The organism is Streptomyces sp. NPDC086077 (genome assembly GCF_040686175.1).
In the GTDB taxonomy this organism is placed as follows: domain Bacteria; phylum Actinomycetota; class Actinomycetes; order Streptomycetales; family Streptomycetaceae; genus Streptomyces.
Genome location: NZ_JBFBJT010000011.1, coordinates 14,640 through 28,244 on the forward strand (window position 1 = coordinate 14,640; position 13,605 = coordinate 28,244).

At 71.3% G+C, this 13,605-nt stretch carries 11 protein-coding genes and 1 pseudogene; 7 read left to right on the plus strand and 5 right to left on the minus strand.

All coding sequences use genetic code 11. The annotated features are described in order from the left end of the window. Positions 1–105: 105 nt before the first annotated feature. Both AB0O67_RS05315 and AB0O67_RS05320 read left to right on the plus strand, forming a co-directional pair. Entirely contained in the window at positions 106–900 is a 795-nt protein-coding gene (locus tag AB0O67_RS05315; protein ID WP_365446397.1) for an alpha/beta hydrolase, read from the plus strand. Then, a pseudogene (locus AB0O67_RS05320) lies at positions 897–2,175 on the plus strand (cytochrome P450). The gene AB0O67_RS05315 and the pseudogene AB0O67_RS05320 overlap by 4 nt, the downstream one beginning before the upstream one ends. On the opposite strand, the gene AB0O67_RS05325 reads toward AB0O67_RS05320, so the two are convergent. The 3 genes from AB0O67_RS05325 to AB0O67_RS05335 all read right to left on the minus strand — a co-directional run bounded on the left by AB0O67_RS05325 (position 2,135) and on the right by AB0O67_RS05335 (position 4,982). After that, entirely contained in the window at positions 2,135–3,340 is a 1,206-nt protein-coding gene (locus tag AB0O67_RS05325; RefSeq protein ID WP_365446399.1) for a damage-control phosphatase ARMT1 family protein, read from the minus strand. The pseudogene AB0O67_RS05320 and the gene AB0O67_RS05325 overlap by 41 nt on opposite strands. Before the next feature lie 24 nt (positions 3,341–3,364). Next, positions 3,365–4,012, minus strand: a complete 648-nt coding sequence (locus AB0O67_RS05330; RefSeq protein ID WP_365446401.1) for a ScbR family autoregulator-binding transcription factor — start codon at positions 4,010–4,012, stop codon at positions 3,365–3,367. A 67-nt stretch (positions 4,013–4,079) separates the two neighbouring features. Continuing rightward, a complete protein-coding gene (locus AB0O67_RS05335) occupies positions 4,080–4,982 on the minus strand; it encodes a ScbA/BarX family gamma-butyrolactone biosynthesis protein (protein ID WP_365446403.1) in 903 nt (300 codons plus the stop codon). Positions 4,983–5,173: 191 nt separating this feature from the next. Here AB0O67_RS05335 and AB0O67_RS05340 point away from each other — a divergent pair, with 191 nt between their 5' ends. Continuing rightward, positions 5,174–5,824, plus strand: coding sequence for a ScbR family autoregulator-binding transcription factor (locus tag AB0O67_RS05340; protein WP_365446404.1), 651 nt, complete (start codon positions 5,174–5,176; stop codon positions 5,822–5,824). 106 nt (positions 5,825–5,930) lie between these two features. Here the strand turns inward: AB0O67_RS05340 and AB0O67_RS05345 are convergent, their stop codons facing one another. Both AB0O67_RS05345 and AB0O67_RS05350 read right to left on the minus strand, forming a co-directional pair. Continuing rightward, positions 5,931–7,730, minus strand: coding sequence for a S8 family serine peptidase (locus AB0O67_RS05345; RefSeq protein ID WP_365446406.1), 1,800 nt, complete (start codon positions 7,728–7,730; stop codon positions 5,931–5,933). Positions 7,731–8,117: 387 nt separating this feature from the next. Then, positions 8,118–9,077 carry an ABC transporter substrate-binding protein gene (locus AB0O67_RS05350; RefSeq protein WP_365446408.1) on the minus strand — a complete coding sequence of 320 codons (960 nt, stop codon included), beginning with the start codon at positions 9,075–9,077 and terminating at the stop codon, positions 8,118–8,120. Between the two features lie 499 nt (positions 9,078–9,576). Here AB0O67_RS05350 and AB0O67_RS05355 point away from each other — a divergent pair, with 499 nt between their 5' ends. Genes AB0O67_RS05355 through AB0O67_RS05370 form a run of 4 tightly spaced genes read left to right on the plus strand, consistent with a single transcriptional unit; the run spans position 9,577 to position 13,598 of the window. Then, positions 9,577–12,078, plus strand: a complete 2,502-nt coding sequence (locus AB0O67_RS05355; RefSeq protein ID WP_365446525.1) for an ATP-binding protein — start codon at positions 9,577–9,579, stop codon at positions 12,076–12,078. Continuing rightward, positions 12,075–12,551, plus strand: a complete 477-nt coding sequence (locus AB0O67_RS05360; protein WP_365446410.1) for a roadblock/LC7 domain-containing protein — start codon at positions 12,075–12,077, stop codon at positions 12,549–12,551. The genes AB0O67_RS05355 and AB0O67_RS05360 overlap by 4 nt, the downstream gene beginning before the upstream one ends. A gap of 35 nt (positions 12,552–12,586) precedes the next feature. Then, positions 12,587–13,012, plus strand: a complete 426-nt coding sequence (locus AB0O67_RS05365; RefSeq protein ID WP_365446412.1) for a DUF742 domain-containing protein — start codon at positions 12,587–12,589, stop codon at positions 13,010–13,012. Then, positions 12,999–13,598 (plus strand): ATP/GTP-binding protein, encoded by a 600-nt coding sequence (locus AB0O67_RS05370; RefSeq protein ID WP_365446414.1) that lies wholly within the window; start codon positions 12,999–13,001, stop codon positions 13,596–13,598. The genes AB0O67_RS05365 and AB0O67_RS05370 overlap by 14 nt, the downstream gene beginning before the upstream one ends. The last annotated feature ends 7 nt before the right edge of the window (positions 13,599–13,605 follow it).

The following is a 13,605-nucleotide window of genomic DNA, read 5'->3' on the forward strand; positions in this document are numbered from 1 at the left end:
TCGAGGCCGAATCCGGGCGTTCTCACCGGACTTCGGGACCTTCGACTCCTCGTGCACGCATCACGCGCTCTTGCCGAGCCCCCGACCACCGGCCACGGTGTTCGCATGACCTCCTTCGTGCTCCCCCATGAGCTGCACGGCGACGGCGCCCACAAGGTGTTCGCGGTGCACGGCTGGTTCGCCGACCGGTCCGCGTTCGCCCCCGTCCTGCCGGATCTGGACCGTACGAGGTTCCAGTACGCGCTCGTCGATCTGCGCGGCTACGGCGAGGCCAGGGACGCGCACGGCGCGTACACGACCGGGGAGGCGGCGCTGGACCTGGTGGCGCTGGCCGACCGGCTGGGCTGGGGGCGCTTCTCCGTCGTCGGACACTCCATGGGCGGCGCGATCGCCCAGCGGCTGCTCGGCGTCGCCCCGCACCGGCTGCGCGCGGTGGTGGGGGTCTCCCCGGTCCCCGCCTCGGGGCTCGCCCTGCCGCCGGATCAGTGGGAGCTGTTCGCGGACGCCGCCCACCGGCCGGAGAACCGGCGGGCCATCATCGACATCACCACGGGCGGGCGGCGCCCCGCCGCCTGGCTGGACCGCATGGTCGCCCGCTCCCTCGCCCGCAGTGACCCGAAGGCGTTCCGTGCCTGGCTGGACTCCTGGGCCCGGGAGGACTTCCACGAGCAGGTCGAGGGCACCACGGTGCCCGCGCTCGCCGTCGCCGGAGCGCTCGACCCCGCCCTGTCGGCCGACCTGCTCCGCGACACCTGGCTCACCTGGTACGCACGGGCCGAGCTCCACGAACTGCCGTGCGCCGGCCACTACGCGATGGACGAGACCCCGCTCGAACTCGTCCGCGTGGTCGAGGACTTCCTGGGCCGGGACAGCGAGGCGGACGGCGGCGACCCGGCGTGACGACGCACGCGGTCCCGCCCGTCCCCGACGTCTTCGACCCGCGCCGGTACGCCGCCGGGGTGCCCTACGACGCCTACCGCGTCCTGCGGGACCACCACCCCGTGGCCTGGCAGGACGAGCCCGAGGTGCTGGGCTGGCCCGCCGGGCCCGGGTTCTGGGCAGTGACCCGGCACGCCGACGTCGTCCGCGTCCTCAAGGACTCGGCGGCCTTCTCGTCGTCTCTCGGCGCGACCCAGATCCGTGACCCGGACCCGGACGATCTGCCGTTCATCCGCCGCATGATGCTCAATCAGGACCCACCGGAGCACAACCGGCTGAGGCGGCTGGTGAGCCGCGCGTTCACCCCCGGGCGGATCGAGCGCTTCGCCGCGGTCGCGCGGGAGCGCGCGCGGGCACTGTTCGCGGATGCCGTGGCCGAGGCCCGGTCCGGCGACGGCACGGTCGACGTCGTCACCGCCGTCACCGACGACTATGCCCTGCTCAACCTCGCGGACCTGCTCGGCGTCCCGGAGGGCGACCGCAAGCTGCTGCTGCACTGGACCCAGCGGGTGATCGGCTACCAGGACCCCGACGAGGCCGGCCCTCCGGCCCTGGACGCGACGGGCAGACCGCTCGATCCGCGGTCCCCGGCGGCGCTGCGCGACATGTTCGCGTACGCGCAGCACCTCGCCGCGCACAAGCGCCGCCACCCGGGCCGACGACGTCCTGACCACGCTCGCCCACGAGACCGGACTCGACGACGCCGAGTTGGAGATGTTCTTCTTCCTGCTCACCGTGGCCGGGAACGACACCGTACGCAGCGCGGCACCCGGCGGGCTGCTGACGCTGGCGGAGCACCCGTACGCGTACCAGCGGCTGCGTGCGGGCACGGCCGATCTCGCTCCGGCCGTGGAGGAGTTGCTCCGCCGGCACCCGCCCGTGCTCAGTTTCCGCAGGACCGCCGTGCGGGACACGGTGCTGGCCGGGCGGACGGTCCGGGCCGGGGACAAGGTGGTCGTCTTCCACGCGGCCGCCAACCACGACGAGCGGGTCTTCGCCGAGCCGGACCGGCTGGACCTGCTGCGCACGCCCAATCCGCACGTCTCCTTCGGGGACGGCCCGCACGTCTGCCTGGGCGCTCACTTCGCCCGGCTGCAACTGCGGGTGCTGTACCAGGAGGCGCTACGGGCACTGCCCCCGACGCTCCGGACGGTCGAGCCGCCCGAACGCCTGTTGTCGAACTTCATCAACGGCATCAAGCACCTGCGCCTCGACCTCCACCCGGAGCCGAGTTGACCTGGATCAGCGCGTGCGTGCCGGCGGTCCGCCAGCGCTGCCCCTCCGCCGCGACCAGCGCGGCCTCGGTGCCGGCGTCGAGACCGCAGATCACGTCGGACTTCAGGGTGCGCAGGGCGGCGACCGGGCCGGGGAAGTAGTCGGTGACGTCGGCGAAAGCAGTGGTCGGGGGCAGGCGGCGGTCGCCGACGAGGCGACGGTAGTTGAGGTCGCCCTTGACGACGGTCACCGTCGCCTCGGCGAACTCGGCGCGCAGGTCGCCGGGCATCTCCGCGTACGGCAGCGGCCCGCAGGAGAAGGGGTGGGTCCGCACGGTCAGCCGGCCGTCGGTCGCCGCCGACCACAGCCGCCGCCCGTACGCACGGGCCACGCCCGGCGCGGAGGTCAGCCGGTGCAGCGCGTCCACTACGTCGGCCGGGGTGGCGTCGGAGACGTAGTACGGGTGGGGCTTGACGTGGAGCACGGCCCGCTCGACGCGGCCCTCGGCGAGGAGGTGGGCGATGAGGAGCAGATCGGGGACGAGTTCACGGCCGGCGTTGTCGGCGATCAGGCAGAGGGTGCCGGTGCCGGAGTACGGCAGCAGGGACCACAGGGTCTCACTGTCGTCGGCGACCAGGCCAGGGGCGACCTGCGGGGTCTCGCCGCCGGCCGACAGCCGGAAGCCGAGGTCGGCGCGGTTGCCCCAGAGGGAACCGTGCAGCAGCGCCTGGGCGCGCTCCGCCGCGGGGCGGGACTCCAGGTCGTCGAGCGCGGCGAGTTCCTCGTCGGTCGCGGGTGCGTCGAGCTCGGCGAGCTTGACGGGGCGGAAGGGGTCGATGCCCATTTCGGGTCCCGGGCCGAAGTAGCCGACGGCTTCGAGGAGCGCGCGATAGAAGTAGCTCTCCGACCACAGCCACGGCACGTCGAACCAGGACTGCCCGGCGTAGGTGCGCAGTCCCCACGCGGCCCACCGGTCCCGGTCGGGCGCGTCGGCCGGGAGCGGTTCGATCACGCCCTCGGTGCAACTGGCGAGCAGGGCGTCGAGCGCGCGCCGGCGATCGGGGCCGTACGGCAGGGACTCGCGCACCTGCCGGATGATCGCGGGATGGCGTTCGGCCAGCACGCTGTGCGGGAAGGAACCGGTTTCGTTGCCGCGGATCACGGGCGCGGGCGCGGTGTCGGGCATGCGGCTCACCGTACCCCGCGCCGCTCAGACGGCCCTCATCTCCCGTTCCAGCTGCGTGGCGAGTCCGAGGTAGCGCGGGCGTCTGGTCACAGGCACCAGGCCGCGGATCAGGACGTACCACATCTCCGTGAGCCGTCGGGGCAGCCGCAGGACGGGCTCGAGGGTGCGGCCGGTGACGCGTATCCCGATGAAGAAGCTGAGGAGGGAGTGGGCGACGGCGTCGACATCGACGTCCGGGTGGATGTCGCACTCCTTGACGGCACCGACGAGCTTTCTGGAGACGATGTCGAACCACTCGGCGAAGGGGTGCGGCAGGGGCGGCCGCACCCCGACCCCGCCGGTGGCGAGCCGGAGTCCGGCGCGGGCGACGGGTCCCTCCACCGTGAGCCGCACGAGACCGAAGGTGATGCGGATCAGGCCTTCGAGCGACGAGCACTCCCGGTCGTCCACCTCACGGGTCAGCCGTCGCGAGTGGTGCGACTGGATCTCCATGATGGCGTGCGCCAGGTCCTCCTTGGCGGCGAAGTGGAAGTACAGGGCGCCCTTGGTGACTTGGGCGTGCTCGACGATGTCGCTGAGGCTGGTCGACTCGTAGCCGTGACGGTCGAACAGGTCGGCGGCGGCCCTGATGATCGTGGCGCGGGTCTGCTCGGCTCGTAACTGCCTCGCCATCGGCTGAACTCTCCTGGGAATCAAAACGGGTTATGCCGTTTGTTTCTTACCCCCCGCACACGATATCTCACTCCTCGGCCAGGCCGACCCAGCACTCGAAGACCGTCAACTCCCCCTGTGCGGCGACGATTCGGATGTCCGTACCACCGCGGTCGAACACCTCGATCCATACAGGTTCGTCCAGTTCGGCGTAGCGATGAAAGACGGAACGGAAGGATGCGGGCGTCCCGCCTCCGGGGGTCAGGGCCCAGGCCGCCTGGCGGGCGGACTCCAGCAGGAGCATGCCGGGGACGTGGTCGAGCGGATGGTCGAAGAAAACGGGATGCGCGGTATCAATTCTGAGGCGCCAGCGGTCATCGCGCTCGGACGGCGCCAGGACGACATCCGCGGGCAGTGCACGGCCCACCGCCTGGGGCGGCAGACCGGGCGGTGGGGGAGGGACGGCCACGGTGGCCGGGGTGCGGCCGCCGCGGAGCCTGTCGTAGACCGACGCGGCGACGCAGGTGAAGGCGACCCGGGCGGTCGCCACGCGGGCGCCGTCCAACACGACTTCGGCGGTGTAGCGGGCGCCGGCCGGGCGGCCTGCCCGGCGGCGCACCTCGGCGAAGTGGACGTCGACGGACGGTTCGGCGGGTACCGGACCGACGGCCAGGTGCGCGGGAAAGGTGTCGACTTCGAACTCCTGGAGCACGAAGTGGTGGCCCAGCGGGACGTCGTACTCGGTGTGCGCGAGGAGGGTTCCGCTCTGGCGGACGGTTTCCACGACGAGCAGGGGTTCGTACGCGGAACGATCGCGCGACACGTGTAACCCGTGGGCCCGGGGCCACTGGGCCGAGACGGCGAAGCGGTCGGTTCCGGTCTGTTCCCAGCCGGTGAGAAAGGTTTCGGCGACGGCCGCACGATGCACGAACTGCCGGGGCACAGTCGCCGTCAGGATCGGGGCTTCGGCAAGTTGCCGCGCTTGTGGCATGTTTCTCCCTGCGGTCCCCCGAAGGGTTCTGCGGACGGTGGGGCGTCCGCCGTGGGTGGGCGTCAGAATACGAGGTGACCGGTTTGTTTTCAATGCGATCACTCCGTTACACCCTATGATCAGGGCAGTTCCGGCACGATCGTGGCGCCAGCGGTATGAACCGGCCAACTGGGCGCCGGAGAGGGTCACTCATGGCGAAACAGGAACGCGCCATCAGGACACGCAGGGCGATCCTGGAAGCCGCCGGTGCGGTCTTCGACGAACACGGTTACACCTCCACCACCATCGCCATGGTGCTGGAACGAGCAGAAGTCACCAAAGGGGCGCTGTACTTCCACTTCCCCTCCAAGGAGTCCCTCGCCCAGGCGGTCCTCGACGAGCAGGTGCCCTTCGGTGCGATTCCGCCCCGCGCGTGCAAGCTGCAGGAGGTCGTCGACATCACGTTCGTCGTCGGCCAGCGGCTGCTGAGCAACGCCCTGCTCCGCGGGAGCGTGCGGCTGGCGGTGGACCAGTGCGCGCCCCCGGGGGTGGACCACACCGGGCCGTTCCGGCAGTGGGCGGACCACCTGACGCCGCTGCTGGAACAGGCGCAGGCGCAGGGGGAGCTGCTGCCGACGGTGGATCCCCGGGACACGGTGGAACTGCTGATCGGCTCCTTCACCGGCATACAGCTGATGTCTCGGGCCCTGACAGGACGTGACGACCTCGGGCGCCGGCTGTCGGTGCTCTGGTCCCACATGCTGCCGAGCATCGCGGTGCCCGGCCTGCTGCTGGGCGTGGACAGCCGCGCCGACCGGGGGGCCCGGGTACTGGCGTCGCTGGACACCCGCGTCGCCTCGTGACGGCACCGGAATCGAGGCCTGGAGACAGCGTGCAGACCATGCGCACGGCCGCAGGCCGGCCAGGGCTAGCGCCCCGACCGGCCTGCGGCCGTTGTCCGTAGCCGCCTCAGAAGGTCAGGCTCCAGTTGTTCAGGCGGCCCGTGTCCTGGGCGACCGTGTCCTGGACCCGGAGCTTCCAGGTGCCGTTGGCGGGCTCCGTGGAGGCGTTGACCGTGTAGGTGGTCCGGACGTTGTCCGCGGAGTCCGAGCTGCTGGCGGCCTTCAGGCGGTACGTCGACCCGTCCGGGGCCACCAGGTCGATGACCAGGTCACCACGGTAGGTGTGGGTGATGTCCACCGCGACCTGGAGGGCCGAGGGCGCGTTGCCGGTGCGGCCACTGACGGTGATCGGGGACTCGACGGCCGATCCGGCGTCCGGGACGGTGACGGCGGTGCTGCTGGAGAACGTCGTACCGGTGGGAGTGCCGCCCGCCACGGCCTGGACCGTCTTCGCGGCGTCCGCGAGGCCCGCGCCGCAGCCGCCGGAGCAGGCCCCGGGCAGCGCACGGGCGTTGGACTTGATCGCCGACTCGATCTGGGCCGGGGTCAGCGCCGGCTTGGCCGCCTTCATCAGGGCGGCGAGGCCGGCGATGTGCGGGGTGGCCATGCTGGTGCCCTGGTAGTAGGCGTACGACTCGGAGGACGGCGTCCGGGTGCCGGAGTTCAGTGTCGAGTAGATGCCGTTCACGGTGCCGGTGCTGGTCTGGCCGCCCGGCGCCGAGATGTCCACCAAGGAGCCGTAGTTGGAGTAGGACGCCTTGGCGCCCGAGCGGTTGGTGGCGGCCACCGAGATGACGTTGTTGCAGTTGCCCGGCGAGTGGTTCGCCACGTTGTCGTTGGCGTTTCCGGCGGCCACGACGACCGTCGTGCCCCGGCTCACGGCGGCGTTGACGGCGTTCTGGGTGGCGGAGGTGCAGGCCCCGTCGCCGCCGAGGCTCATGTTGATGACCTTGGCGACGTTGGAGTTGGCGGGCACGCCGGAGACGGTGCCGCCGGAGGCCCAGGTGATCGCGTCGATGATGTCGCTGTCGTAGCCGCCGCACTTGCCGAGCACCCGCACCGGGGAGATCTTGGCGCCGTAGGCGATGCCCGCCATGCCCTTGCCGTTGTGGGTGGCCGCGGCGATGGTGCCGGCCACGTGGGTGCCGTGCCAGGAGGAGTTGCTGGCCGGGATGCCGGAGCCGCATTCGTTGGCGAGGTACCAGTCGCCCGGGTCGGCCGGGTTGCTGTCACGGCCGTCGCCGTCCACCGAGACCGCGGTGTCGGCGATGAAGTCGTAACCGCCGACGATGTTCGCGGCGAGGTCGGAGTGCGCCACGTAGCCGGTGTCGATGACGGCGACCGTCACACCGCTGCCGGTGGAGGTCGGCCAGGCGCCCGGGACGTTCATGCCGGCGGTGGCCTCGAAGAGGTCCCACTGCTTGGCGTAGTCGGTGTCGTTCGGATCGGCCTGCGGGGTGTTGAGGCGGTCCGGTACGACGTAGGCGACCTGCGGGTCCGCCTGGTACTCGGCGACGACGTCGGCGACGTCCGACCTGGTGAGGCGGTCGCCCAGGTCGACAAGGGCGGCGCCGGTGCCGAGGCGGCGCCGGAAGTCGAGGCTCTCGCCGGCCTCCTCGCCCTTGGCCTCGGCGTCGGCCTCGGCGGCCTTGTCGGACCTGGCCTCGGCGGCGTCTGCCTTGTAGCCGACGATGAGGCGTTCGGCGGGGGCGCCCGGGGCGGCCTCGGTCTGGGCGGTGGGGACGGCGGCCGCGCCGGGGGAGGTGTCCTGCGCCACCGCTACCTGGGCGGTGGCGGCGGTGAGCAGCGCCGCGGTAACCGCGGCGACGGATATCAGCTTGCGTCTGACGGCAGGGGAGGTTCGCAAGAGCTTGCCTTTCGTGGCCGTGCTCCGGACAGCGCGGAGCGGCGGTCTGTGCGCTTCGTCGTCGAAGCGGAGGGGGGTGAAACCGAAAAGCGGCGTGCGGAGGCCGACCTGGCGCGACGCCGACCCGTCAGGGGTTACCTATGGGTCAGCAGTGCTGGAACGATAGGCAACGGAACGGCTGTGCGGATACAGGGGAAACCCTTTGTCCGGCTGGAAACTCACCCTCGTTGTCCGAGGGTTGACCGCGGGCGTCCACTTCCGGTTCACATCGCGCCTGCCTTGTTGCGCATTGGCGCAACAAGGCAGGAAAACAGGCGTGCCCCGCACGCTCCAGGGCGGTGCGGGGCACGTCGGGAACTGCGAGTCCGCCGGGTGCGGCGGGACGGCTCAGCTCAGGCCGACCGACTTCAGCCAGTCCTTGGCCACGTCCAGCGGGTCCTTGTTCTCCAGCTGGACCTGCGAGTCCAGGTCGAGCAGCGTCTTGGTGTCGAGCTTGGCGGAGACCGCGTTGAGGGCGTCGATGCCCTCCTGCGAGAGGCCGCTCTTGTGCACCAGCGGGGTCACGTTCGCGAAACCGAAGAGGTTCTTCGGGTCCTGCAGGACGACGAACTTCTCCTTGATGATGGTCGGGTCGGTGGTGAAGATGTCCGCGGCCTGCACGGTGTTCTTCGTCAGCGCCGCCTGGGTCAGCGGGCCACCGGCGTCGAGGGCCTTGAAGGACTTGAACTTCAGGCCGTACTCCTTCTCCAGCCCGATCAGCCCCTGGTGCCGGGTCTGGAACTCCGGCGAGCCGCCGATGACCAGTTCCGGCGCGATGTCCTTGAGGTCGGCGAGCGTGGACTGGGCGCTGAGCTTGTACTTCTCGGCCGTCTCGGCGTTGATGGACACCGAGTCCTTGTCCTCGGCCGGTGCCGAGTCCAGCAGCGTCAGCTTGCTGTCCAGCTTGGCCTTGGCGTCGGCGTTGACCGCCTCGGCCGACTTCTGCTCGGCGTCGGGGTCGAGGTACGCCAGCAGCGAGCCGTTGTACTCGGGCAGAACGGTGATGGAGCCGTTCTTCAGCAGCCCGTAGGTGGTCTCGCGGCTGCCGATGTTGGGCTTGTACTCGACCTCTATGCCCTTGGCCTTCAGGGCCTCGCCGTAGATGTCGGCGAGAAGGATGCTCTCGGCGAAGTTGTTGGAGCCGACGACGACGGTCTTGCCGTCGGACGTGCCCTCGGAGAGCGGGTCGGACGTGTCGTCGGAGGACGATCCACAACCGGCGACCAGCGCCGCCGCGACGGCGAAGGCGACGGCGGCCGCGCCGCGGTGTCTCGTACTGGACCAGGTGCTCTTCACGGTTGAAGTCACGATTCCCGTTCCGGGATGGGGGATGTGGCGTGGGGCATGGCGGTGACGTGACATGCGGGCACCAAGAGCCCGCCGCGGACGTGGCACGCACACAGCACCTACTGATCCAATCCAGCCGGTTCTCACTCGGTCAAGAGAATTCAGGTCACCAATTGGCTTCGATGAGTGACCGCTTGCGAGGCGGATTGTGAAGGAGATGCGCACGAGTTCCGGCCTCCGAGGAGCAGGTTGTAACGGATTCTTGACTTGGAGTGTCGCGATCCGCCCTCCCAAGAGGCGATAGTCTCACCGGAGTTCCCCTCCGGTCACAGCGGTGACCCAAACCGCACCGGTGTCGTCGCACACCGGACGAAAGTTGATCGGAATCGACACGCGAACGGACACGCGCGTAGCTTCTCCGCGCGGTGCGACACCCCACGAAGGAGGCTCGGTGTCCACGAACGAGGTGGGCGCGCCCTCCCCCGGGCTCTCGGCCTCGCCGGGACAGGGGGAACCCCCACTGCCGGCACCGCCGCCGTCCCGGGGCGGACTGCGCGGCTTCGCCGACCGCCTGCCGTTCCGCCAGAAGCTCAACATCCTGGTCGGCGTGCCGCTGGCCGGAGTCGCGGTGCTCCTCACCTATGTCATCTTTAGCCAGGTGACGCTGGCCCGCAGCGCGGCGCAGGCCGCCACCCTGGTCCGGGACAGCGCGCAGGTCGCCGAACTCGTCGACCGGGTGGAGACCGAGCACCGGCAGGCCATCCTGCTGTCCGTGCGGTACGAGGCCGGAGGCAGCGGCGCCAAGCCCTCCCTGACCGACTACCGCGCCGCGCAACGCGCGACCGACGCCCAGGTCGACATGGTGCGCGGCACGTTCGGCGACCGGCTGCCGCAGACCGAGTGGCAGGCGCTGCGGGAGGTCGACGGCCTCGGCGGCCTGCGCAGCACCATCGAGCAGGGCTATCTGCCCGCCGACAACATCGACCCGGCCTACCACAACGCCGCCAAGGGCCTGATCGACGGCCTCGGCCTGGACCACAACCCCGCCCTCGCGGCCACCTTCACCGGCAATCTGCTGGACTCCCTGCTGCGCGCCGACGCCGCCCACAGCTCCTTCGAGACGAGCGTCTTCTCGGCCACGACCGGCGACTCCAACGCGCTCATCGAGTTCGTCAGCGCGGTCGGCGCCTACGAGCTGTACCAGCACCAGGCGGAACGCTTCGGCCGCTTCGCCACCGAGGAGCAGACGGCCGAGCTGCGCGGCATCGAGCACAACCCCGCCCAGGCGATCATCCTGCGGCAGTACGCCGAGCTCCAGATCGACCCGAGCGCGCTGCAGGCCGCGACGCCGAGCGTGACCCGCGCGAAGTTCACGCTCGCCCTGTCCAGCTACCCCACCTACGGCCGGCAGTCCGACGCCCGGCTGGCGATCACCGGCTCGCTGATCGACCAGATCGCGGACCGGGCCGAGGAAGCCTCCCAGGACGCCTGGTGGAACGCCGCCTGGCTGCTCGGCCTCGCCCTCTTCGGCTTCCTGCTGTGGGGTGCCCTCTCGGTGGCGGTACGGCGCTCCGTGGTCCGGCCGGTGCAGGCGCTCACCGGTGCGGCCCGGCAGGTCGCCGACGTGGCGGGCCGCGAACTCGCGCGTGTGGCGGACGACGACACCGAGGACGACGCCCCGCCGCGGCTGCGGGAGATCCCCGTCACCGCCAAGGACGAGATCGGCGACCTCGCCGACGCCTTCAACCAGGTGCAGACCACCGCGGCGGCACTGCTGGAGCGGCAGGTGCTCAGCCGCCGCAACGTCGCCGAGATGTTCGGCAACGTCGGCCGCCGGGTCAGCAACCTCACCACCCGCCAGCTCGCCCTCATCGACGCCGTCGAGCGCGGCGAGACCGACCCCGCGCTGCTCGAACGCCTCTACCGCATCGACCACATCGCGGTGCGGCTGCGCCGCAACGCCGACAGCCTGATGCTGCTCGCCGGCATCCGCGAGACCGTCCTGGACGGCGGCCCTACCGCGCTCACCAACGTCGTACGGGCCGCGCTCGGCCAGATCGAGGGCTACCAGCGGGTCGAGCTGCACGCCGGTACCGAGATCATGGTCGAGCCGGACATCATCGGCGACCTCACACTGATGCTGGCCGAACTCCTGGAGAACGCCGTGTCATTCTCTCCGGCCGGCAGTCCCGTCGAGGTGACCGTCCGGACCGGCGACGCGGGAGCGACGATCACCATCGCCGACCACGGCCTCGGTATGAGCGCCGAGCGGCTGACCGAGGAGAACGGCCGCCTGGTCCGCCGCGAACGCCTCGACCTGGTCCCGACCAAGGTGCTGGGCCTGTTCGTGGTCGGCAACCTGGCCCGCCGCTGGGAGATCGGCGTGACCCTCTCCCGTACGCCCGGCGGCGGTGTGACGGCCGAGATCGGCATCCCGTCCACGCTGCTGCTCACGATGAGCGCGGTGGCCTCCGGCGGGATGACGGAGTACGGCGCCGACGGGGACGGCACGGATGCCGGCACCGGTTCCGTCACGGGTGACGAGACGGCGGCCTCGGACGCTGCGGCGTCCGGATCCGGGCCCCGCCCCTCCGCCGCCGAACCGGCCGCGCCCGCAGACGACTCCACCCCGCTCCCCCGCCGGGTCCCCCGGCGTGGTCCCGCGGCCGACGACGCCTCCCCGCTCATCCCCCGGGCCCGCACCGAAACCACCGCCGGCGGTGCACGGCCGCTGCGCCGCCGCGTCCGTGGCGCGACGCTGCGGACCACCGCCGCCGAGTCCGACCGCCTGGCCACCAGCCAGGCCGCCGCGCCCGCCGACGCCGAGGCCGTCCGCGACGCCCTGGAGGAGTTCGAGGCGGCCGTGGAACGCGCCCGGCGCGACGCCCGGCGCGACGAGGACACGGCCGACGGCGCACGACCGCCGTACGACGGCGACGACAGCAGCGCGGGTGAATCCCGCGGCACGCACGACAGCGACTCGCAAGACCCCAGGCACCTCCCGGAAGGAGCGGAGCAGTGAGCACGTCGACAGGTGGTACTCCGACGGGAGGCACCACACCGGACGAACTGCGGGCCGCCGCAGCCGACTTCACCTGGCTGCTGAACCGTTTCGCGACCGAGACCGCCGGCGTCGTGGACGCCATCGCGGTGTCCTCCGACGGACTGCTGATCGCCGTGGCCCAGCTGCGGGAGCGTGCGCACTCCGAGCGGCTCGCGGCGATCGTCTCAGGCCTCACCAGCCTGGCCGCCGGGGCCTCAGGCAACTACGGCCTGGGCGCGCTCAACAAGGTCATCATCGACCTGGAGGGCGGTCACGTCCTCGTCTCCGCGATCGGCAGCGGCGCCGTGCTCGGCGTGGTCGCCGACAAGGAGGCCAAGCTGGGCAACATCGCCTACGAGATGACTCTGTTCGCCAACCGCGCGGGTGCCGCGCTCAGCCCACAGCTCGTGCTCGAACTGAAGAACAGCGTCGGCGCCGGTTCTGCGGGCTGACCGGTCACCGCCCGGTCGAGGAGGAAGACACCCCCATGGCGGACGACCCGACGCCCCCGGGCCCGGACCCGGCCGGCCCCGTCCCCGCCGTACGGCCGTTCCTCGTCACCGCCGGCCGGGTGGCGGGCGCGGGTGAGGCCGCGTCCGCCCGGACCATTCCCGTCGAGACCCAGGTGGTGGCGACCGCCGAGGGGCTCGACGCCCTCGACCTGCTCTCCTTCGAGCGGCACGACATCGTCGCCGCCTGCAAGCAGCCCCAGTCCATCGCGGAGATCGCCGCGTTGCTGCGGCTGCACCTCAACGTCGTCCGGGTCCTCGCCGAGGACCTGCGCACCGCCGGGCATCTGGCGGTGTACGTGCCGAACGCGGCCGTCACCCATGACGCGTCCGTCCTGCGCAGGGTTATCGATGGCCTCCGCGCCATCCCCGACTCCCGGGGGGTACTCCGTGACACCGACTGAACCACTCGCCGTCGGCACGGCCGCGCAGAGTGCCGTACGGCCGCCGCTGCCGGTGAAGCTGGTGATCGCGGGCGGCTTCGGCGTGGGCAAGACCACCGCGGTCGGCGCCATCTCCGAGATCGAGCCGCTGACCACCGAGGCCGCCATCACGGAGGTGGCGGCGGGGGTGGACGACCTGTCGCACACCCCACGCAAGACGACGACCACGGTCGCGATGGACTTCGGCTGCATCACCATCGACCCGACGCTGAAGCTGTACCTCTTCGGTACGCCGGGGCAGGACCGGTTCGGCTTCATGTGGGACGACATCGTCGAGGGCGCGATCGGCGCGCTGGTCATCGTCGACACCCGCCGGCTGGACGACTGCTACGCGGCCGTGGACTACTTCGAGCACCGGCAGATCCCGTTCGCGGTGGCGATCAACGCCTTCGACGGGCAGGTCGAGCACGCGCTGGAGGAGGTCCGCTGGGCGCTGGACGTCGCCGAGCACGTCCCGGTGGTCGTGTTCGACGCACGGGAGCGCGGCTCGGTGCGGGACGCGCTGCTCGTCGTACTGGAGCTGGCGCTGGCCCGCACCGAGGGCTGACGCGGGG